The organism is Parapedobacter soli (assembly GCF_025460835.1).
GTDB lineage: Bacteria > Bacteroidota > Bacteroidia > Sphingobacteriales > Sphingobacteriaceae > Parapedobacter > Parapedobacter soli.
This window is the reverse complement of sequence record NZ_JAMXAY010000019.1, coordinates 1-21540: the sequence shown is the minus strand read 5'-3', so window position 1 is coordinate 21540 and position 21540 is coordinate 1. Positions and strand designations below refer to the sequence as shown.

Below are 21540 nucleotides of genomic sequence, written 5' to 3'. Positions count from 1 at the left end.
TCAGGCACAGTCCTTTTCGATAATATCCAGAACCCGCTCAACTATAGATGACCAACTATGAGAGTGAGCCAGCATTATACGTCTATGTTGCTCTGCCTCGTCGCCTATATTCAATGCTTTCTCAATCTGAACTAAAAAATCATGATAATTTGTAGCCAAGTAAGTCACTGAGCTAAACACTTCGCGCATCACGTTTGTTTCCATAGCTACAACCGGTTTTCCCATCGCCAAATATTCGTCAATTTTCAAAGGGTAATTATCATTAGTGATTTCATTGATTAGCTGCGGATTGATACACACGTCAAAGTAATTTATATATGCCGGAGTGAGTGCTGTGTCCTTTTGACCCAAGAAATAAACATTATCGAAAGCATGTAATTTACTATTTTGAAAAACAATATCTTCTCTTCCTACCAAAACGAAATTCCATTCTGGTCTTAATTCGGCTAAATACAGTAACAAATCTATATCCAATCGGATTTCCAATAAGGCCCCCACGTAACCAACAATTGGTTTGTCGGTCAGCCCCATTAAATCATGAGGTATCGAATATGTATTCCTGTAGTCAAAGTGTTCGATATTACAACCATTCCCGATATAATATGACTTGGGATTCTGCTTCAAAGCACGCTGTCGGAATCCGTGCGAATTACACAATATAATGTCTGATTTTTGCATCAATAGAGGTTCGAGTACGGATCCATGGCGCTTCCAATAATCCATTCCAATAATATAATCACGATCAAGGTAAACATATTTCATCGGTTTAAGTATCTCCTTGAGGTAAAAGCTCCTAAAAATATCCTTGTCATTGACAATAATGTAGTCTCGGAATTTCAAGTATTTGATGGTTTCCTTGATTTCCTTTGCAAACCTTTGGTTGTTAATTTTATTTAACAGCGAGAAAAGCATTGTGTTCGGTATCCAGTTGATTGATTCAATAATACATTTCGGATAAAGTACCCATAGGCTGTTGCCTACCTTTTCCAAAGTTTCTGTCTTATGCTTTATTCGCGTTATGTGTTGATTAACGAATTGATCAGAACTACCTAACAGATATGACCGCCTATCTATAGGCGAATTCACATACAGCACATTATGTTCCTTCGCTAACTGCTTGGCAATGCTGGTAGCGGTAGATTCACGATCAGTAAAGATGCGTTGTAAACCAACAAATATAAAATTAAGTTTTTTAGACATACTACTCAAATTTATTTACTTTCATATAAGCCCAATCGCACTACCAAATATTACTTTATCGTCTCTCCCTACCCAAAAATTGTTTAATTTCCAATATCTGTTTTAATTTATGACGCGAATAGCTTGAGACACTCCAAGGGACCAAATAACAAACTGAACCAACAACCAACCCAAGAATCAACAAAGGTATAAGATGAAAATCAGGTAAAGCCTGTTTGAGTAGCCAACATACTATTCCAGCAAAAATAGAAAAGGCAAACGGCAGAATACATGCGCGAAAAAAATGAGACAACGAAATTGGTGTCCCTTTGAAACAAAATATTAATGTGGGTACCAACATCAAGTAATTCGATATTGCATAGGCGACGACCATCCCATCCACCCCCCAGTTCATTCCAATTAAAAATGCACTAATCGTAACTACTGCACTAACAATTCCCCAAATAAAATATCTCTTGGTATAACCCATGGTAATCATAACAACGCCTGTAGTCCCAGCTACTGGCTGTATCAGTGCACTGACTGCCAATAATTGAAAAATACGTGAAGCTTCCAACCATTCCTCACCCAAAATAAGTTCCACTACTTCTTTGGAAAAAATCATCAGAAATACAACCACAGGCATAGAAATAAATGCCAATGTGAAGTTATAACGTATATAAAACTCTCGATACCGTTCAAATTGATTTTTCAATGAGCTCAGTGCAGGAAGCGCAACCGCATTTAATGGTGCCCGAAGTTGGGTGATTGGTAACATCAACAACTGATAAGATTTCCCATACAACCCAAGTGCGACAGATCCGAAATATCGGCCAATGAGCGCGTTATCGGCATTTCGTGAAAAATAGTTCACTAAATCGAAGCCCGTTACCCCGGCCCCAAAACGTAAAAGATCTTTCACCCGATCAAACTGAAAATTGAAGCTTGGCCGCCAATCGCATAATACCCAAAGCAAAATAGTGTATGATAGGGAGTATCCCGCCGAGATACCAATTAAGGCCCAGTAGTCAAATTTTAACAGAGCCATCACAATACCAATGATGATACTGATAGCAGTAGCTACCAGATGTATAGCCGAAAGCCTTTTAAAACGCATTTGTCGTTTCATTAAGGCTCCGTGTTGCAATACTGATCCCGTCAAAACTACCGTCCCTCCCAATGCTAGTGTAATATTGAGAAGGCGAGGTTCATTATAAAAAGACACTAAAAACGGCCCTAGAGCAACAATAATCAATGATATTATTAGCGAAACGCCTAAATTAAACCAAAATAGCGTACTGATTTGCTTTTGGCCAATAATGGTCTTCTGGACTACCGCCGATGTAAAACCTAAATCTTTGAAAATCAAAACAAAACCCGTAAATGCCGTGACCATACCTACCAATCCAAAACTCTCCGGCGCTACCAGCCTCGCCATTACCATCGTCGATAAGATATTCATTCCAAAAGATAAAAATTGCGAAAGCATGGTGTTAATTCCCCCCTTGATTGATTTTGCTTTCAGATCTCCCGTCAAGTGCCGTGTATTAAACCATTTAGTATACTTCGCCTTTTTTCTTAACGCTAACATGTCTCTCATCAGCCATTTTATCTCTTCACATTAAACCAATGCCCAAGAACACTGTCCTTTTGCCATCTGCGTACATGCATCGTACCGGGCCGGAACAGGATCGTATGCAAGCGCCTGAGTTGCTCCTTCCATTGATCGGCAGTAAGCCGTCACACAGATATCCTTAACCAGTACAATAAACGGTTTACCGAATAATCGTTGTCTAACTTTGGTGATAAACCAACCTCCAAACATTGCGCTGGATTCAAAATGGTTGAGTGTCTGCAACTTCGCCACACTATCACAGCGAGCGAAAACGTTACCGAATTTGCCCATGCAGTATTCATCAAGTTCCATCAATCCACGTAAAAAAACATATTGTTCTTCTTCGCCCAAACAATGTTCAACAAGCAACAACACCGTGGCTCCCACACCGGACGATTTTGCCCCCGGGGTATCGGTCTCCGGGATAATAGTTTCTGCCAATTCGTCCACACTCTCCGCAAATGAAGGCAATTTGGATAAATCCGCTTGCGGATACCTGCTCCGTTTGGAAAATTTGAAGAAGATGCCAACACATACACTAACCGCTATCAGTAACAAAGCAATGAGCACTTCTCTCCGCTTGATCAGCTTCTTTTTACCGTTCCACATCTTCTACTTGCTTTCGTTGATAATGCCGTGTCGCCACGGATATTTCATTTGCCTTACCTGCTTTGATGAGTGATGCCAGCTGATAGAATATAAACAGCGGTATGCCTATTAACGCACTGTAAATCCGACGGTCAGTATCGGAAACCGAGAGAGCAACAAAAAAACCCAATACAAAAACCACTAAAGCCACCAACCAAGCCATAGCATATAGTGGATTTATGAATAGGTTTACAACCATAAAGACAACAGCCAACAGGAGGAATAAAAACAAAGGAGGCCGCAATAACGTAAACCCGAAGACAACCTGATTCCAACTAACCCTTGTCATACCACGCCACAACAAACTGAACCCAAAACCGAAGTACCTGAACCAAGTATTTATCCAACGGGCCCGCTGATTAACCAACTGTGTAGAATAGGCAGTTTTCTCGTCATATACTATTGCTTTATCCGTATACGCAATACGCTTCCCCCGCTTGACGATTTCGTACTGCAATACTTTATCAAAGCCAGCGCCCACAATATCCAGGTGGCCCAGACACGATTTATAGAGTTCAACAGTAAACGCCATCCCCGAGCCAGCCAAGGTTGCAGACGAGCCTACATTAAACAACACCCTACCGTCGTAAAAATGATAATAAATATCCCGTGCCGCATCCAGGCCGGCGTAAAGGCCATCCACGTTCTTCGCCTTACGCACACCTTGTACCGCCTCAAAGCCCAGATTGAAATACAAATCCAGTTCATTTAGATACTCAGAATCCACCAAATTGTCACTATCGATAATTGTGAGGCGGTTATGTTTTCTTTTGAAACGGTTAATGGCATAAAAATGTGACCTGGTATTGCTAGCCAAGACCTCTTCCGGCCTTAGCAGGATTACCCGTTCATCATCAAAATGCAATTCGGAGACATCGCAATTATCTGCCACGACGTAAACCAAATATCGGTTGTATCTAATTTTCAGGATTGACGATACCACCGCGGGCAGCATCCCTGTTTGTTCGTAAGCCGTTACAATAATAGCATAATCTCCATCATCGTCTTTGCGTGCCCTATTTGTTCTTTTTGGCATTAACCGGCTTAGAATCAATAAAATAATCGGGCTCACCAAATTAATCCCAATAACAACTTGGATCACTACCCATAATATATATAAGCTTTCAATCATGATATTTGATGCTTTGCTTTCAATATCGAGTACATCATCCCCACAGACTCAGCCCAAGTATGACGTGCCGCGAAAGCCATCCGTCTCTGCCGGATTACTTCATTATCTTCCTTTAATGCCCGTTCGATAAGGCCAACGTATTCCGTGCTGTTTCGCGCCAAGTATGTATGATCTGCAAATAGCTGCATAGCATGCGTAGATAAAGCCACAACGGGTTTCCCCATAGCTAAATATTCGTCCACTTTTCTCGGGTAATTACCCACGGTCAACGGTGTAAGGAATTGCGGATTTATACATACGTCGAAGAATTGGATATATCGAGGCAATTGGTCCATTGGCTTCATACCCAAGAACACAACATTATCAAGCCGATGCAGTTCACTCTGCTTAAACGTGTTGTCCTCGGGGCCAACCAAAACCATTGTCCACTCTGGGCGACTGCGCGCAATGTGGACCATTACGTCTATATCAAGCCTACTGCTGTGAAGAACACCAACGTATCCGATAAGCGGTCGATCCAATGCCGCAAGCTCTGCCGGCACCTCGGTATCCTCGATGACACGGAAGAGCTGGGTGTCAAAGCCCTGACCCACAAAGTGTACATTCGAATTATACTGTCTACAATAATTTGTCAAATAACTCGAATTCGAAAAACATACGTTACTTTTCCTTATCATACGTGGTTCTAATCGCGGGCCGTGTTTATTCCAATACGGCGCTCCGACAATGAAGTCTCTCGAATAATAAATGGATAAATCGGGTGCTAAATACTCATTCAAGTAAAAGCATTTCATGATTTCGTTATCATTAAACAGCACAAATCCATCGTCGAACCCTACAACGTCAAGCTTTCGTTTAATAGCAGACGCAAATCTCCTATTATTCAACCTATTGAATAAATCAAAAGCCCATTCATTATCCAACCAATTAATGGATTCTACGATGCAATCCGGATAAAGCACCCACAAATTATTTCTTACCTGATGTAGTCCGTTTTCCTTACCGGCAATTACCCGTCGTCTAAAAATTACATCCGCATCGGTCTTTCTTCGGATTGATGTAGCCCTATCTAATGGTGAATTGACGTAGAGTACCTTGTTCTGCTTGCTGAACTCAACTGCTATGTCCTTACAGTTGCTTCCCAATTCAGAATCCCATGGCTGTTGCCCAACGATCAGAATATTTTTTCCTGTCATTTACGTACCCTTTCTCTTTCCACTTGCTCAATTAACGTTAGATTTCTTACCTCGAAGAAAACCGACTACGAATAAAATCAGCCCTGGAATAACGAAAAATTCAAACGGCATAGCTATGATGAGTGTTTATCCCACTTGGGCGCATTATAGATAATTGCCCAAGATATAAAAACCAATATGGAAGAAGGTGTCCGGTTGATAACCTCGTTTCCATAACTGGCTACGAAAATCCCTATAGCGCCCGAAATGAGCGCAATCAACTTAATGCGAAGGTGAGGGTCATTTATGCGCCAGATAATCCCACAACATTTACCCATGATATACATGTTCATACCGAACCAAATGATGAGCCCCACAATTCCATACATTGCCCAAACCTTTACCCAGTAGCTATCTGGTGCTACCGACGCTAAAAACGTACCTGGGTTATATTTCTCCCCATTCCCTCCTATCGTTCCCAAGCCACCTCCAAATGGTCGATATTTCAAATAGTCTGCAAGTTTCATTTGAGAGTTAAGTCGAACAAGAAATGACGCATCTTGTTCTGGGTTTACAGCCGAACGCAGTCGACGGACCTGATAACTACCTTGACCGATATCCGTAAACTTAAGAAAGGAAAAAAGCATACCCAATATGAGCAATCCAGCAATAAGCATCTTAAAGTTCTTAGTCAGGAATAAACCAATTAAACCCCCAGAAAAAACAAAAAGAGCTCCCCGTGTACCGGAAATGATCATACCATAAAATAACAAGCATCCTAACCCGAAAAATAATACCCGCTTCCATAACTTGAAGCTGCCCATAGCCAATATCCAGGAAACGAGTGCTATATGGCTCATCGAAGCCCCAAATTGCCCTGCATCGGTATAGAAGGAGAATACCCTGATAACACCACGAATAAGGTGGGTAGTTTCATTTTGTGCCAAAAAAACTTGTTCTCCCGGTGACAAACCTATATACAATTGTTTAATGCCGTTCAATGCTCCGAAAACGGACCAAGCTATCACAATGTAAAGGAATAAATTAAGGTGCTTCTCTCGTTGCACTACTACACACGCCAAGGGAACCACCAACAACATGTTCAATGCAGTTCCTCGAATCTCATTAAACCACCCAACCACACTTGCTCCTGATGGATTGGCAACTTGCAGTACGCTGATAATAAACCAAAGTATGACGAGCTTAACCATGTCGTTATTGGCATCGGCCCAATTAGTTTTGTACTTATTGAAAACGGCAACCAACAAGGTCAAAATCAGCAGTACTTCCACACCAATACCAAAGGGAAAATTTATCATTAATTCTCGTCCGACGATTGGGAGAATAAAACAATAAACCACCGTACCCATCAAACCAGCGACTGGATAGCTAACTAAGACAGCTAAACAGATGACTAGCAAGGCTGATAATACCATTGCAATTGGAAAAACCAAACCTAGGATGACGGTATAGTATGCCGTTAACAACGCTAATCCCAAAAGTGCCGGGATTAACACAATTTTTGTCTTTCTGGTGTGCTGGATATTGTACAACAACTGCTTCACGGTATTTGTTATTTGCTATGGTGTTTAAGCACTCAACCTAACCTTATTGAGTACCCAACCTAAAAACCCTTTATGTTCTCCGAGGTATTTAATTAAATCCCGCTCACGATTGGAGACCACTTTACCGGATTCAAAGACACCGATACTTACATCGGAAAACATCAACCATTCTTTCACTTGATTAAGGTTCTGACAACTATCGGTGTCGATAATGATAACATCAAACTCATTTCGGAGCAAACCAAATCCCGCCATAAGATTTTCCATATCCTGCAATTCCATGAGAGAATTTTGGTGTGTATTCCGTGTTAGGGTGGTAATTAAATCTTCAATCTGTATCTCACGCTTTACCAAAAACTGCTCGAATGCCTGCTCGGCCCGTGCCGTTTCGTTCTGACTACCAAAGAAATCATAGGTTTGTTCTCCGATCAATAATACTTTCTTTCCTGTCACGGCAAATGCATAGGCCAGACTCACTGCTAAAAAAGATTTACCGGCGCCGGGAGTAAGGCTGGTGATACCCAATACCCTCGATTTATTAATAGTCAGCTCCGTGTTCAAATCAAACCTCAACGAGCGCAACAAATCTTTATACATGACCGCATCTACCGTGGTATTGTTGTCCCACACGCTACGTATTCCGGCATATGATTCGTCAATCAGATTCAATACGCCAAGTACCTTTCCATCCGTCAAGGCAGCAAGCTGATCTTTGGTCACCACTCGGCGATCCAATATAAACAGTAACGTGAAAACCGACATACAGAACATAAATGTCGCGAAACCAGAAAGTCCGATGTAAATGAACCGTTTTGATGTAATTTTTACTCCGGGCAAGGCAACTTCAACAATACTCAATCGCAATCCGACATTCGATACGAAACCGGCTTGATTGGTCCGGTTTAGGATTTCCATGTATTCTTGTGTGGCTATATCTGCTTCACGTTGAAGATTCTGTAATCCGGCGTCCATCGGAACCATGGCACTGTGACGGCCTTTAGCTCTAGCAAGCTCATTTTCGATAGACGCAATACCATTCTTGGCGAGCGAGAGTGCTGTTTCAAGCCGGATTAATTCTGCCTCGAGACTTCGCCTGCTTTCCATCGCTCCGTTGTTACCCAACACCCCAAGACCCATCTCTGCAATTTCATTTCGTTTACGTTGTAAAGAATCTACGAGTTGTTTATCGGTTGGGTTAAAATTATTATTAATATACTTTCTATTCGCCGCTTGCAGTTGCTGATCTATCTCAAGCAATGCATTGTTTACACGCGAGTCTGGCGACGTTAACAGGCTGTTGTTCGGATTAGCCAACTGAGCTTTAATATCCTTAATTGCTCCTTGCAACGATTGGATTTCTGTAAGCTTATCAGCTCGTTGACTTTCCAGTGCCGTAATTTGACTGTATAACGCAGCCGATTGCGAAGAAGCATCCATGATCCCACTGCTAACACGATAGTTTTTCAACGCTTCATTCCTATCTTGCATAACTCGTTCTTTCTCTTGCAACAATGAATCCAGTAGAATAACGGATTTAGTCTCATTAGCCGATCGAAATGTATGATAGTACTGAATAAACTCTGAAGTAAGCGTGTTGACAATAAAGGCTGAAAGTTCGGAGTTTTCGGAGACAAATCCGACATTGATAAAATCACTTTCTCCGTAACGTTTTACCGACATTCCCTCTTGTAGGCTACCCTCATCATACCCCAGCGACCCGACAACATCGACAAGCTTAAAACCTCCCACTTCATCTGTATTAGTCAAAATCACACGCCCCGAAATAAGTCGTGCTTTCAATTCATCCACGATTTGTTTACGAGTCGCCTCATCCAGTGCTTGAAGATTTTCCGGATAAGGTCTAAACGCATGTTCAGGTGTTTCCAGGTCATGGATAACCAAGATATGCGATACGATCGCCAGAACGCGTTTCATAGACATCATGCCCATGATATTATCATAGGTCTGTCTGATTTGCATGTAATTCGATGCCAAGCTTCCGTCAATCTTTGCCAGATCGGTAATACCTGTAGATATCTGCGCCTCGGAATAATAGGAATCGGGCATGTCTTTCGTAAAATAATAAGTCGCGCCGACGGCCACCAGTGTCAAGACCAATATAAGCCAGATATGCTTTAATAAGTATTTGAATAAACCACCAAAGTCAATCATGAATGATAATAGTTAAAATGTTTAATCAGTTATGTCTTCCAACTTGACACCAATAATTTCCTCCAGTGCATCCTTCGCAGTTAGGAATTGAACTTCGGTTTGCATCAAAGCAGACTTGGATCCAGCCAAAGCAGATTTTGCCGAATTATAGGTTTCCAAATCCACTTCGTTCAACTCAAACTTACTTTGCAATTGATTAAGAATAAGCTTGTTATCCTGAACCTCCTGTGTACTTATTTCGAGTTGGTTGTTTAACATCACATAGTTGTAATATCTGGACTTGACCTCATTTTCTAAAGTGACTTCATATTCCTTACGCTCCAATTCCGAAATCTCACGCTGTTGTTTGGCTTGCCTTACAATCCCTGGTGTTTTTATCAATGTCGATAAACTTAAATGCACCCCAAGCTGAAACCCATTGACAAGATACGGGTTGTCCACATTAACTGAAGGACGTTGATTTGGTCTGTAGTAATACGCGGCGTTGAACATATCCAAGTAAGAAGCCTTGGCTGCAGTTACACTTGCCCTTGAGCTTACTTCCGACGCCTCAAATATTTTCTTTCTGAAATTATTCTCGCGTGCCGATTCGATCAACTTCTCCAAATACGGATAGTTGATCTCGCTAATGATCGACTCCTGCGCTCTTAATGTAACGGTGCTCGCAAATACAAAAAAAATGGGTATCCAGTATTTCATGCCTTTTTTCTTTTATTTATTTTAGACAGATTCAATAATGTTTTTCATATTAGTCAAAACAAAAGTATCGGATATCAGACTGACTTAAATGGTTTTTATTGCACATAATTAGCGATTGTAGCATATAAACTACAAACAAGTGACTCAGGCACGCGATTTGGAATTCCCATCCTGTAATAGCATTTTAAAAAGAAGATAATTAAAGAAATTTATTTTCGTTACTAAATATATACCGTTCATTAAATGACAAAAATATATTCATGAAAATATTAATTTCGTTTACGAATTAATTATTCAATTTGCGTATTCAATAAACACTTTATATGAAAATGTCCTTCTCATTCCCAAGATACTGGATTCTACTGTCGGGCTTACTGATGCTTTTGGGAAGTAATTGTTCAAGAAAATCGATTGCAAGTGGCGATATCACCGATAATGAATTGCCTGGCATACCTCATTCGAAAGTCAAATTTAAAGATATGCTCGGTGTAAATGCGTTCGAATGGAATTTCGGATCACAGAATAATCCAACCGAAGATTCTCGATTCTTTAAACCGTTCTCTAATGTCAGGCATTACTTGGATTGGCGGCAGATTGAGTCAGAAAAGGGAAAATATGGTTATAATCCGACGCCTAGGGGAGGATGGAAATACGATGAAATCTACGAATGGTGTAAAGCAAACGATATTACAGTTCTCGCCTGTATTAAAACAATACCTGACTGGCTTTTGGAAACTTATCCGGAAGAAAAGCGTGATGTAGAGAATGTGCCGGCCGTTTTCGGAGCCGATTTATCGGACCCCGCATCCTATATTGATTTCGGGAAACTGGCATTTCAGTATGCGGCGAGGTACGGCAGCAATCAGGACGTTGACCCCTCTTTGGTTCACGTAGAACCAGTTCCACATTACAATCCCAACAAAAAGATTATTGGATCTGGGCTTATTCAATACATCGAATGTAACAATGAGCCGGATCGTATATGGAAGCCAACTAAGGTAGCGCGGCAAACTCCTTCGGAGTATGCGGCCAACCTTTCTGCTTTTTATGACGGTCACCAAGGAGAATTGGGGCACGACGTAGGCGTCAAGAATGCAGATCCTAATATGCAGGTGGTAATGGCAGGGATAGCAACTCCTGATCCAGGTTACGTCCAAGAGATAATCGATTGGTGTGAAAAATACCGCGGTAGAAAACCAGATGGGACGATTGACCTATGTTTTGATGTGATAAACTATCATCATTATGCTCGAAACAGAGAAACTGAAAACAATCCAACTAAGCAACGGGGGGTTGCTCCAGAACTATCAAATGCAGCCAGCATCGCACAACAATTCGTGATATTATCCAATGGACACACGAATAGTATTCCAGTGTGGAATACAGAGTCTGGATATGATATCAATCAGAATAGTTACCAGAAAGCGATCCCAATAAAAAATAAGTCAGCATTGATTACACAGGCCGATTGGATTCTTCGTACCTCACTACTTTATGCACGAAATGGTGTTAGCAAATTATTCTTTTACATGCTGCATGATGTTAACGCAAACAGTACAACACAATATATGTCTTCCGGTTTCATTGACAAAGAAAGTGCCGAATGGACGACTAAACCATCCTGGAATTATTTACAACAGGCAAAAGAGATCCTTGGAGAGTTCTATTATCAATCTACTATCAGCGATGATCCTTTTGTTGACAAGTATGTATTAGACGATCGGACAATTTATTCGTTGGTGGTGCCTGACGAGCAGGGACGCAGTGTTGACTATGAGTTGGATTTAGGTAACCAAACCAAACAAGTTAAGATATATCAGTTAGATGCAGAAGCAATTTCAGCACAATCTGTTATCACTTCAGTAAAAAACGGAAAAATTAAACTAACGGTGACAGAAACGCCGATCTTTGTGGAATTGCTTAGATGACAACCTATTTAGTCGTTGTTAAGTCTTATTTTTAAGACTTTCCCAATATGTGTCTATAATGGATCATTGGACCAAAAAGTTCTGGCTTCGTCCGGGGGGACTGCGCCGAAACACCGAATGAGCATCGTTGCGTAACGGAGGTAATTGGTTCACCCCACTAACTGACTTGCGGTGCATCAAAAACAGAGGATTTAACTTGTAGGAGAAAAACTACAAAAGTGAAATAGCAGCCGACTTAGCAAGAAAAGAAAAAGGAGTAGTAGTATCTTTGCTAACCATGAAAAAATAAGCAATACTGCGCTAAATACTTATTCAATCTCATGCTACCAAAAGAAAAGTTAAAGGTCCTTTTTATTCTCCCGGATTTTCCACTCATTTCTGAAACTTTTATTGTTAATCAGCTTATTTTTCTCTTGGATAGCGGTCACGATGTGAAATTGCTTGCTTATAACCAAGCTACTAATCCAATAAATAGTAAAGTAACCGAATATCAGCTATTGGAAAGAACCACCTTTTTAAACATCCCCCGATCGCCCATCAAAAAGATAGTAAAATTTGCCCAGATATTATTCCACAACTTAAATATCAAATCAATATATTCCTTTAACATATTCCGATTTAAGCATGATGTGTTCAAACTTTCACCGCTCTTTAAGTATGTAGCATTGAAAGCGGTGGATGATGATTATGACATTATACATGCTCATTTCGGCTTCGCAAGTGATTTATTTTTTACAGGCAGGTTCTTCGGCTTCTTTAAAACGGGTAAATTAATTACCACATTCCATGGGTATGACATGATGCCTAATGAAGTATCGTACAATCGGAAGCGTTACAAAAGGCTATTTCGGCATAATGCTATTATAACAGTAAATAATGAATATGGTAAATCACTTTTAAAAAAAATACACCCTATGATCAATAATATCCGATTACTACCAGTCGGACTAGATACTCAATACTATCAGCCAAACAAAACCCTAAAACCGAGGAATCCGATAACAATATTATTCTGTGGTAGATTAATCGCCCTTAAAGGATGTCTCTTTCTTGTCGAAATCGCAAACTTCCTGATAAACGACAAAAACCATAAAAATCTGTCTTTTCAACTCATTGGAAGCGGCGAGGAATATGATAACATCAGAAGATTAATCAGTAAATATAATTTAGCTGAATATGTTCAGCTGTTGGGTATCAGAACACAAGATGAGGTAATAGAATTAATGAACCAAGCAGATATATTTATCCTCCCTGGAATAACTGAAAATTCAGGAAGAGCTGAGAATCAAGGGCTAGTTATCCAGGAAGCACAAGCTATGGAACTTCCAGTAATTGTTTCAGACGCCGGCGGCATGAAATACGGCTTACTAAACGGTATCACAGGATACATAGTGAAAGAACAAGATCTTGAGGGGTTTTGTGACAAAATAGAATTATTGGCAAGCAATCCAAACCTTAGATCAACGATGGGTAAAGCTGGCAGGGAGTATGTAAAACATAATTTCGATTCGCGCATTCTGGGACAGCAGATGGAAAACTACTACTATCAGGCCATCTCAAATTTCTAGAGTATCTAAAATAATGGTAATAAAAACTGTTTGAATTATTTTACCTATTTTTTTTACGATGAGGCTGCCTAATCCTGATACTTCGAAGCAGCCGCCTATTACGAGGAAACCGCTATTTAATGAAGCGGTCCCCTATGCTTGTCGGAGACAAATGTAGGAGACCGCCACCACTTTGGGTCAAAGTCAAGCCATCAATAGCTACCGTTTACGGGCCCACCGCTGCAGTGCCCACGTTACCGCAAAGCTTACGGCGGCGCCGATGGCGGCCAGCACGGCGGTTTTGAGCATATCGTGCATACCCAGCTGGACCACCACGCTGAGCAGCGTGCCGCCACCCGTGCCGATGCCCAGCTGGAAATTAGTCGTCGCTTTCATCGGCTCCCCCTCCATCCTTACGCACACCACCCTCCACCGCCTCCAGCACACCCAGCGCCAACGCCACGTACCTGGCTACAGCCACCACCCTGGGCGGCAGCTTCACCGGTGCGGCGATAACCAACTGGCTGGCCACCGCCAGTGTTTCCTTGATCCGTTCGTATAATGTCGCCCTCCCCGCTTCGGGAAGACCGACCGTCTTTGTTGTTTCTTCCATTGTTTTTGTTTTTTTGCTTAACTAATATCTCCATATCCCAAACCATCCCCACCACTGTTTACGGCTGCCACGCCTCCCCCATCCCCCACTTAAACACCACTTCATTCACAACCGTCAACCGATCATTCCCCCTCCTGATCTCCTTTACCAACATCGGGTACGCATACTGATACGCAGCCCGCGATCCCATCACCTGATAGTCGCCATCCAGCCGCTGCCAGTACGACCCCGTGAGCGGGCAGCCCGCCGTTTGCGTGTGGTAGTTGCCCGTATGGAAGAACACCAGCTGGAAATTTGGTATCTCCGTGATTTCCACCATACCTTCATGCATCTTGGGGTACCTCAGCGCATACTTGGCGTTCATCCCCGCCCAGTGGTTGAGCGAGAGGCCATACTCCCCCTCGGGGATGCACGTAAGCCCCGGGATCTTCTTCTTGCGGATGGTATCCTCCAGCAAGTAGCAGCAGAACAGGCCGCCGATATAAAGGTGGCTCAGGGTACTGTCCTTCCCTTGGGCCACGCGGATTATTTTCGTTTCCATCTTTTTATTTCTCAATAGGTGAAAAAAGCAGCGGAGTAGAGATACCCCGCTGCTGAATAGATTACGGTTCGGGATCCGGTTCAGTCTCCCCGGCCAGCACCAAAGTACCGGCGAATACACTATCGGAGGTTTTCTCCCCGTCGCGGTGCACCATAAAGACCCATGCTACCAGCTCATCGCCCTCGAACGACGACGGCACAGCGATGTCCATGCTCCCCACACTCCGCTCGATACCATCGTACACATTCATGAAGCGCTTGGAAACATTGTACACCACCACTACCGCCTCGTCGTCGGCAAAGCTGGTGTATTTATTGGTTATGGGCTCCCAGCTCAGCGCCAGCTGCCCGGGTGCGGTTTGTTCCAGCACCGCTGACGGGGCCGGATTGAGTCCGCCCTGTGCCAGCACCACGTTGGCATAGTCTATGGTGAAATCGGGGTATTCACCCACTATTGCGTTGGCAATCATCACCTTCAATGCCTGGTTGTAGCCCGTTTGCTTGCCCCTCATCTTGTCGCTAAAGCCCAGGTTGAGCAGCGGCTTTATCGACCGCAGGAAACTGACCGCCAATGCAAACTTGGCCCGCTGGGCAAGTTGCGCCGGCGAAGCCGGTTTCTTACTGGGTTTAGGCAAGCTGCGCATGTAATCGATATGGCGCCAGCTGCTGCCTACGGTGTTGCCAATGGTGCCTGAGAATGCACCGTTGATCCCTTTTTTGAATACTGCCATAATTGAAAAAATTTAAAAAATTAATTAATCTGTTCTTTGTTCCATGAAAGCCACAGTATACCGGTATTCGCTGCTTTCTGGTCACAAACGTAGATTGACAAAAGCCTTTCGTCAATTTTTGGCAGTAATTGGCAGTAATTGGCAGTGATTCCTGCCAATTACTGCCAGTTGTTCGACAGTTGTTCGAGTGGTCTTCGACAACGCTTCGACAATCCTTCGGGACTGCTTCGGGAATCGTTCGGGAACGGTTCGGCTGCCCTTCGGCAAGCAGCCGAAGAAAAGCCGGAGACCGATCGGACATCCCCCGGACATGGGCTTAGCCAGGTCCGGCCCATCTCAGGGGCATAGGCTACCGCGATCAGACGCGGCCACGGCGCTTGCTCTCCCGTAGCTCTTCTTCCAGGTCGCTTCGGTAGAAGAAATCCGGGCCCTCCCACTTGCGGGGCACCAATTTACCCTCGGCCACTTTGCGGTAATACGAACGCTCGCTGATACCCAGGTGCTTCAGTACGTCAGCCATGAAAAATTTGGGTTCCTCCGTTGGGAAATTACGGCGGATAAAAGAAATGATTTCCGGCAGGTTATTGGCCAGCTGTCCCAGTAAGCCACTTTCTAGGAGGTAGGTAGCAACCGCGGCGATAGGGCGTAAGTTTTCCGCGATGGACTTCAATCGTCCATCAAATTCTTCAAAATGGTTTAACATAACAGTAGTTGTTAAAGGCCAACACAACTGTATGCCCGGCAGCCACGTTGCCCTAGCAAACGGCCGACCTTCAGGCCTGCCAAACAGCCCCAGCTTAGGAAACAATGCAGCCGCACCAAATGAGGTGGCGGGTTATCAATTGGAGACTAAGATAACCCGCAATCCTCTGATTACAAAATCCGGAGGCGGCGCTATCGGCGGTTCGTATTCCTCTTTCTCGTCCATTTCAATACCCGTATCAACACATGCCCGAATATGCCGCTAACGGAATAAGCCGAATTCCATCGCTCCTTCGGAATCAGCGTATACACATCCACGCCCAGGCTTTCAGCAATGCGGTATATGCGGTAAATCGACGGATTGGTTTGATCCAGCTCGATTTTAGACAGAGCCTTCTGTGAAATCCCAGCACCCATGGCCACCCCAATCTGCATATAACCTTTGGCTTCGCGGATATACTTAATCCGCCCACCCACCGTGGGTATCTTATCGAGATTTTCCATGATTAAAACAAGTTTTTTTGATATAACTGTAGAACTGCCAGTTCTGAATTAAGAACCGCCAGTTCTACCGCAACAACCTGAATAATAATTATTTAAACAAAAACAACAGACCTTTGTAGAGTCGCTAATGGTGGCGGCATTTAACTTATTATCATGAAAAAGTGTTCAGTAAAAAACCACCAAACATTGCGCATCCCTACTGGGGCCATGCTTATTGACAATGCGGAAAAAGAATTACTCAACGGCGGCGCTCGCCGGCCAAATTCCATCGCGTGGAAAGCAGGCAAACTCCTTATCGGTATAAATCTATTTGGAATAGGCGGCATTCTGTTTGCGCTCTGATCAAGACCCAGTGAATATGTAGGAAGCCATTTCAGCAATCAAGGCGGGCCGTATAACGACCGCGGTCATCATGCCGAGCAGGCACCCGACTAAGTGGCTGAATTGGTTTCCTTTTACACGAAAAATCGCTGCCAGACTGAACGTAGCCACAAGACCTAATGCAATATGAAAAGCCTTAAACGAAGGAAAAATATAACTTGGCGTATCTTCTCCATCCAACGGAAAGTAAATGAAATAAAACACAGCCATAGCACACGCCAGGGTAGAGATGCCGACGGTTGCCGACATGCTGTTGGCGCGCAACCGGAAACCGTCGATCAGGTTACTGGTGATTATGATGATAAGCGCCAACGCAACGGCATACCCTCGCCCTGCCAATGGGCCGAAATCATCTACCAACATATATTCCACCTCCGACATGAAAACGAGGCAAAACCCTACGTTGACCAGCAGATGCATCCAACTACCGTGTACCAGTGCCGAAGAAAACAAGGTCCATACCCTTTTGCCCGAAAAAACCTGACTAGGCTGGAAAATATTGGCATAATAGAATGAGCGATGAAAGAGACCCACGACGCTGGTAACGAATACCAATGCCAAAAACAAATAACTCACCATCGCTTCATGGAAGTGAGGAATCATGTGTTTGTAACCTAAGTTTTAATTGATGCTGAAGACCAGCGATTCGTTTTCACAAATATATTAATCCGCTTTTAAACTACCAAATCTATAGTTATGCGACGCATTCAACAACAGGGTGAACACGACTGCGGGGCGACCTGCTTAGCAGCCATTTCGGCACACTATGGCTGTGCTGTTTCATTGGCTGAAGTGCGCTTGTTGTTGCCCCCGGGACAGGCTACCGTGGCCGACATGGAGTATGCCGCTGATGCGCTCGGTTTCGAGCACGCCGCTATACGGGCCACAGACGACCACCTGGCTGAAGTGCAGCTTCCCTGCATTGCACTACTGGCAGGCCAAGATGGGCTGCCCCACTACGTGGTGGTAAGAAAGGTAACATCCCGTTGGATCCATGTCATGGATCCGGCCATGGGGGATTTCCATCGCCATCGCCGCGGCGCATTCCTTGCAGTGTGGCAGCATGTGCTTATCCTGCTGGTACCCAATGCCGGCTTCGGCCTCCAGGATGGACCGCCCTCGCTGCTGCGGCGCATTTGGCTGTTGCTTTACCCCCATCGCAAGCCCGTGGCCCTGGCTATTGCAGCCACCGCCTGCTATACATTATTCTCGTACGCCAGTGCATTTTTCATTTTCACCATCACCGACCATATTTTACCCCGGGCAGCCACCGGCCTGCTGGTGACGCTTGGCGTTGCCATGTTGGCTGCCTTCTGCCTACAGCAGGCCAGCAACGTGTGGCGGACGACACTCCTGCTGCGTATCAGCCGCAAGCTCGACGCGCGGCTTATCGGTAGCTTCTGCCGCCACCTGCTGCGTTTGCCATTACCGGTCTTCGATCGGTACCGCACCGGCGAGCTACTCACACGTGTAGGCAATGCCGTGCAGCTGCGCAACTTTGCTTGCGATCTTTTCATCCAATGCACCATGCCCCTATTTACTGTTGCCGTTCTGCTGCCACTGCTGCTGACCAGCCATTATCGGCTGGCGCTACTCTTTGCCGGGGCACTGGTATGCTACGTTATTGTCCATGCGCTCGCCGGCCGGTGGAACCGGCACAGCCAGCACCGGCTCATCGCTGCACAAGCAGATTTTGAGGCCGAGCTTGCCCATACGCTACACACCATACATACACACCGCCTCAGTGGCACGGAACCCCTCGCTGCTAACAAACTCGAAGCCCGGTTGGATAAGGTGTTGCGGGCGGATTACCGGTCCGGGTTGAACCGTGTGTTTTCAGAAACCGCTGCAGACGGTATCGCCCAGGGCACCACGCTGGCCCTTTTGTGGGCAGGCGCTGCATTGGTGCTCGGAGGCGCCCTAACATTTGGCGAGGTGCTGGCCGTATATGCCCTCAGCGGTTATTTCCACCGGGCAGCCTACCAACTGGCCCACCTGAGCCAAACGTGGCACGACGCACGCACGGCCAGCACCCACCTGCAGGACCTGCAGGCCATACCACCCGCTGAAACCGCCCATGCCACGCTACTCCAGCCCGACCGCATCGGCGACATCCGTTTCGAAGGTGTTGGGTTTGCATACGACCGCGGGCTGCCGGTATTCGAAGGGTTTGATTGCCATTTTCCCGCCGGCCGCATCACGGTGGTTACGGGCGAGAGCGGATCGGGAAAAAGCACCTTGGTGCATCTCCTCACCAAGCGCTACGCGCCATCAAGCGGCAGTATCCGGTTGGGCCGCCACTCTTTGCACCTCATCAGCCTGCAAACCATCCAGCGGCGCATGGGTATCGTTGCCCAGCAGCCCGATTTTATGGATGGCACCATCGCCGAAAATGTATATGCACCCGACCTGCCCGATACAGGCAGACTGGCCGACGTGTTTGAAGAGGTCGGGTTAACGGCACTCGTCAACGCCCTGCCCTTGGGTTGGGACACGCCGATGGGCGAGCGCGGCACGGCATTGTCCGGGGGTGAACGCCAGCGGATTGCCATTGCCCGTGCACTCTACAAGCAACCGGAGGTACTCATACTCGACGAGGGCACGGCGGCACTCGATGCCGACGCAGAGGCTGCTGTTCACCGCTGCTTGGTAAACTGCCGCGGCCGAGGAATGACCGTTATTTTCATCAGCCACCGGCCGCAGTCGCTCGCCATTGCCGACCATCGTATCCATCTCACGCCGATTCACGAAAGACAGCCCTTATATCCTATCCATTAACCCGTCGGCCAGTGCCGCGCCTCCCGCGATGCCCCGGGCGGCGTAGCGCTGGCCGACATAAAAATTAGAACACTGATGTGATGCACCCCACAATCAACATACACCTCAAGGCCGCGTTGCCGGCAGCAGTACAAGTCAGGGCAGCTCCCTTTTTCCCTACTTATACAGTACCCTACGCCCACGACCAAACCAGCTACTTCAAATCTCCAATCGGCGGTGCTATCCTGCAACAATACGACGCCTTTGATGTATACCTCGTGGTGCTGGAGACCAAGGTTAGGCAGCCCGATGCATTACCGCTCGCCATTCCTATTGAAACGCTGCACCGCGACCTGCACTGGCTATACCAGATTAAAGGGCGGTTGACAGTCGAGCCCGCGCGTGATGGTACAGGCTGCAAACTTGAGCTGGCCGCGGGTAGGCAAGTGCAGGTATATAGCCCAAAGATGGAAGCAACCATGTACATCAGCGAGCCTCATACGCTCAGCGTGTCCATCGCAGCCAAAGCCAAGTGGCTCATTCGCCATCAAGCGGATCAGGCCCACCCTATTGAAAAGCTCGTTGCTTCCTTACGGAAGCAAGCGGACCGGTGTGTTACTTCGCAAGATACCGCCATTGCCTCGGCAATGCCCCACCTTGCCGAATTATTGTCGCTTCCCAAATTGGACGGTGAGCCGATGGACGCTGCGATTGCCGCGCCGGTGGGCCATCTGGTGAGGCTCGCTCGTAGTCCGGCCACCGCTCAGGCGCAAGACGCGCAGGCGGCATTCGTTGAAACGATCCGCCGCCAGGTAGACAACCACATCAAAGCAGGCCATATACCTTCCGTTGCCACAATCGCTTACCAGAATGGGTTGGGTGCAAGGTCACTTAGCGCGCGATATCGGGCGGGTTCGGGCCAGAAACTGCAAACGTACATCATGGAAAGCCGATTGGCTGAAGCGCTCCGGCTCATGGTTGAAGAAGACCTTACGATCAGCGAGGCCGCGCTGGCCATCGGCTATGCCGAAACCAGCGTTTTCAGCAGGCAGTTCAAAAAGCAGTATGGACTATCACCGCGGGAGTACCTCAAAACGTTGGATATACCGAGCGAATAGAGTTGTAAATTAATGATTTTTAAGCCATTTTTGTGATAACAAATAACTAGTGCCATGTCAGACGTGCAATTATATACGAAGTTGTCAAGCCTCCCCTCATCACTCAAGAGCGAGGTCGCTGATTTTATTGATTTCCTTGTATATAAATCGAAGCATAAAAAAAGCAAGGCAAAGCCAAGGACTGTAGGGAAGGCTAAGGGATTGATTACAATGAAATCAGATTTTGATGACCCCATACCTGGTTTTGAGGATTATACGAAATGAATCTTTTGCTGGACACGGAAGTAACCTCTTTACCTTTTCATCATTATGACCCTTTCGACCGTATGATTATCGGTCAGGCCATTGCCGACGATTTGTCTATCGTCACCAAGGACGAAAAATTTCCAAAATACGAGGTAAACCTACTTTGGTAATTTCACTCAGACTGAACCGATTCTTCTTCACCTTATCATTAATCTTATCCACGAAAAGCCATCCGCTATCTACATAGTCAACCCTTAAAAAGCCCAATATTTCTTTTTTGAAGTCAAT

General features: G+C 45.2%; 21 protein-coding genes. 6 read left to right on the top strand and 15 right to left on the bottom strand.

Features of this window, described 5'->3' with window-relative positions:
- The 8 genes from NGM62_RS10155 to NGM62_RS10120 all read right to left on the bottom strand — a co-directional run bounded on the left by NGM62_RS10155 (position 1) and on the right by NGM62_RS10120 (position 10185).
- Positions 1 to 1200 carry a glycosyltransferase gene (locus NGM62_RS10155; RefSeq protein ID WP_262247664.1) on the bottom strand — a complete coding sequence of 400 codons (1200 nt, stop codon included), beginning with the start codon at positions 1198 to 1200 and terminating at the stop codon, positions 1 to 3.
- Between the two features lie 55 nt (positions 1201 to 1255).
- The gene (locus tag NGM62_RS10150) at positions 1256 to 2779 is read right to left on the bottom strand and encodes a lipopolysaccharide biosynthesis protein (protein ID WP_262247661.1); all 1524 of its coding nucleotides are present in this window, start codon (positions 2777 to 2779) and stop codon (positions 1256 to 1258) included.
- A gap of 21 nt (positions 2780 to 2800) precedes the next feature.
- A complete protein-coding gene (locus NGM62_RS10145) occupies positions 2801 to 3403 on the bottom strand; it encodes a gluconate 2-dehydrogenase subunit 3 family protein (protein WP_262247660.1) in 603 nt (200 codons plus the stop codon).
- Positions 3390 to 4478: a glycosyltransferase family 2 protein gene (locus tag NGM62_RS10140; RefSeq protein WP_262247659.1), complete on the bottom strand. Its 1089-nt coding sequence runs from the start codon at positions 4476 to 4478 to the stop codon at positions 3390 to 3392. Before NGM62_RS10140 ends, NGM62_RS10145 begins: the two co-directional genes overlap by 14 nt.
- A gap of 92 nt (positions 4479 to 4570) precedes the next feature.
- Positions 4571 to 5770 (bottom strand): glycosyltransferase, encoded by a 1200-nt coding sequence (locus tag NGM62_RS10135; protein WP_262247658.1) that lies wholly within the window; start codon positions 5768 to 5770, stop codon positions 4571 to 4573.
- Between the two features lie 113 nt (positions 5771 to 5883).
- A complete protein-coding gene (locus tag NGM62_RS10130) occupies positions 5884 to 7314 on the bottom strand; it encodes an O-antigen ligase family protein (RefSeq protein WP_262247656.1) in 1431 nt (476 codons plus the stop codon).
- A gap of 24 nt (positions 7315 to 7338) precedes the next feature.
- Positions 7339 to 9486, bottom strand: a complete 2148-nt coding sequence (locus tag NGM62_RS10125; protein WP_262247655.1) for an exopolysaccharide transport family protein — start codon at positions 9484 to 9486, stop codon at positions 7339 to 7341.
- 21 nt (positions 9487 to 9507) lie between these two features.
- Positions 9508 to 10185, bottom strand: coding sequence for a TolC family protein (locus NGM62_RS10120; protein WP_262247653.1), 678 nt, complete (start codon positions 10183 to 10185; stop codon positions 9508 to 9510).
- A gap of 323 nt (positions 10186 to 10508) precedes the next feature.
- Here NGM62_RS10120 and NGM62_RS10115 point away from each other — a divergent pair, with 323 nt between their 5' ends.
- Together NGM62_RS10115 and NGM62_RS10110 are read left to right on the top strand one after the other, a co-directional pair.
- Positions 10509 to 12113, top strand: coding sequence for a hypothetical protein (locus tag NGM62_RS10115; RefSeq protein WP_262247651.1), 1605 nt, complete (start codon positions 10509 to 10511; stop codon positions 12111 to 12113).
- A 320-nt stretch (positions 12114 to 12433) separates the two neighbouring features.
- Positions 12434 to 13681 (top strand): glycosyltransferase, encoded by a 1248-nt coding sequence (locus tag NGM62_RS10110; RefSeq protein WP_262247649.1) that lies wholly within the window; start codon positions 12434 to 12436, stop codon positions 13679 to 13681.
- 198 nt (positions 13682 to 13879) lie between these two features.
- Here NGM62_RS10110 and NGM62_RS10105 read toward each other — a convergent pair whose 3' ends face one another.
- The 6 genes from NGM62_RS10105 to NGM62_RS10080 all read right to left on the bottom strand — a co-directional run bounded on the left by NGM62_RS10105 (position 13880) and on the right by NGM62_RS10080 (position 16750).
- Positions 13880 to 14056 carry a hypothetical protein gene (locus NGM62_RS10105; RefSeq protein WP_262247648.1) on the bottom strand — a complete coding sequence of 59 codons (177 nt, stop codon included), beginning with the start codon at positions 14054 to 14056 and terminating at the stop codon, positions 13880 to 13882.
- Positions 14040 to 14273: a hypothetical protein gene (locus NGM62_RS10100; RefSeq protein WP_262247647.1), complete on the bottom strand. Its 234-nt coding sequence runs from the start codon at positions 14271 to 14273 to the stop codon at positions 14040 to 14042. Before NGM62_RS10100 ends, NGM62_RS10105 begins: the two co-directional genes overlap by 17 nt.
- A gap of 58 nt (positions 14274 to 14331) precedes the next feature.
- The gene (locus NGM62_RS10095; protein ID WP_262247646.1) at positions 14332 to 14814 is read right to left on the bottom strand and encodes a DUF5675 family protein; all 483 of its coding nucleotides are present in this window, start codon (positions 14812 to 14814) and stop codon (positions 14332 to 14334) included.
- Positions 14815 to 14875: 61 nt separating this feature from the next.
- The gene (locus tag NGM62_RS10090) at positions 14876 to 15544 is read right to left on the bottom strand and encodes a DUF6266 family protein (RefSeq protein WP_262247645.1); all 669 of its coding nucleotides are present in this window, start codon (positions 15542 to 15544) and stop codon (positions 14876 to 14878) included.
- A gap of 358 nt (positions 15545 to 15902) precedes the next feature.
- Positions 15903 to 16247, bottom strand: coding sequence for a hypothetical protein (locus NGM62_RS10085; RefSeq protein WP_262247643.1), 345 nt, complete (start codon positions 16245 to 16247; stop codon positions 15903 to 15905).
- Between the two features lie 191 nt (positions 16248 to 16438).
- Complete coding sequence (locus NGM62_RS10080; protein WP_262247641.1) at positions 16439 to 16750, bottom strand: helix-turn-helix domain-containing protein; 312 nt, start codon at positions 16748 to 16750, stop codon at positions 16439 to 16441.
- Positions 16751 to 16903: 153 nt separating this feature from the next.
- Here NGM62_RS10080 and NGM62_RS10075 point away from each other — a divergent pair, with 153 nt between their 5' ends.
- The gene (locus tag NGM62_RS10075) at positions 16904 to 17092 is read left to right on the top strand and encodes a hypothetical protein (protein WP_262247640.1); all 189 of its coding nucleotides are present in this window, start codon (positions 16904 to 16906) and stop codon (positions 17090 to 17092) included.
- Here the strand turns inward: NGM62_RS10075 and NGM62_RS10070 are convergent, their stop codons facing one another.
- Complete coding sequence (locus NGM62_RS10070; RefSeq protein WP_262247638.1) at positions 17093 to 17734, bottom strand: rhomboid family intramembrane serine protease; 642 nt, start codon at positions 17732 to 17734, stop codon at positions 17093 to 17095.
- A gap of 93 nt (positions 17735 to 17827) precedes the next feature.
- Here NGM62_RS10070 and NGM62_RS10065 point away from each other — a divergent pair, with 93 nt between their 5' ends.
- The 3 genes from NGM62_RS10065 to vapB all read left to right on the top strand — a co-directional run bounded on the left by NGM62_RS10065 (position 17828) and on the right by vapB (position 21270).
- Positions 17828 to 19909 carry a peptidase domain-containing ABC transporter gene (locus NGM62_RS10065; protein ID WP_262247636.1) on the top strand — a complete coding sequence of 694 codons (2082 nt, stop codon included), beginning with the start codon at positions 17828 to 17830 and terminating at the stop codon, positions 19907 to 19909.
- Positions 19910 to 19989: 80 nt separating this feature from the next.
- Complete coding sequence (locus NGM62_RS10060) at positions 19990 to 21006, top strand: helix-turn-helix transcriptional regulator (RefSeq protein WP_262247718.1); 1017 nt, start codon at positions 19990 to 19992, stop codon at positions 21004 to 21006.
- Between the two features lie 54 nt (positions 21007 to 21060).
- On the top strand, positions 21061 to 21270 hold the full coding sequence (gene vapB / locus NGM62_RS22195; protein ID WP_390936981.1) for a type II toxin-antitoxin system VapB family antitoxin: 210 nt from the start codon (positions 21061 to 21063) through the stop codon (positions 21268 to 21270).
- Positions 21271 to 21540 lie beyond the last annotated feature (270 nt).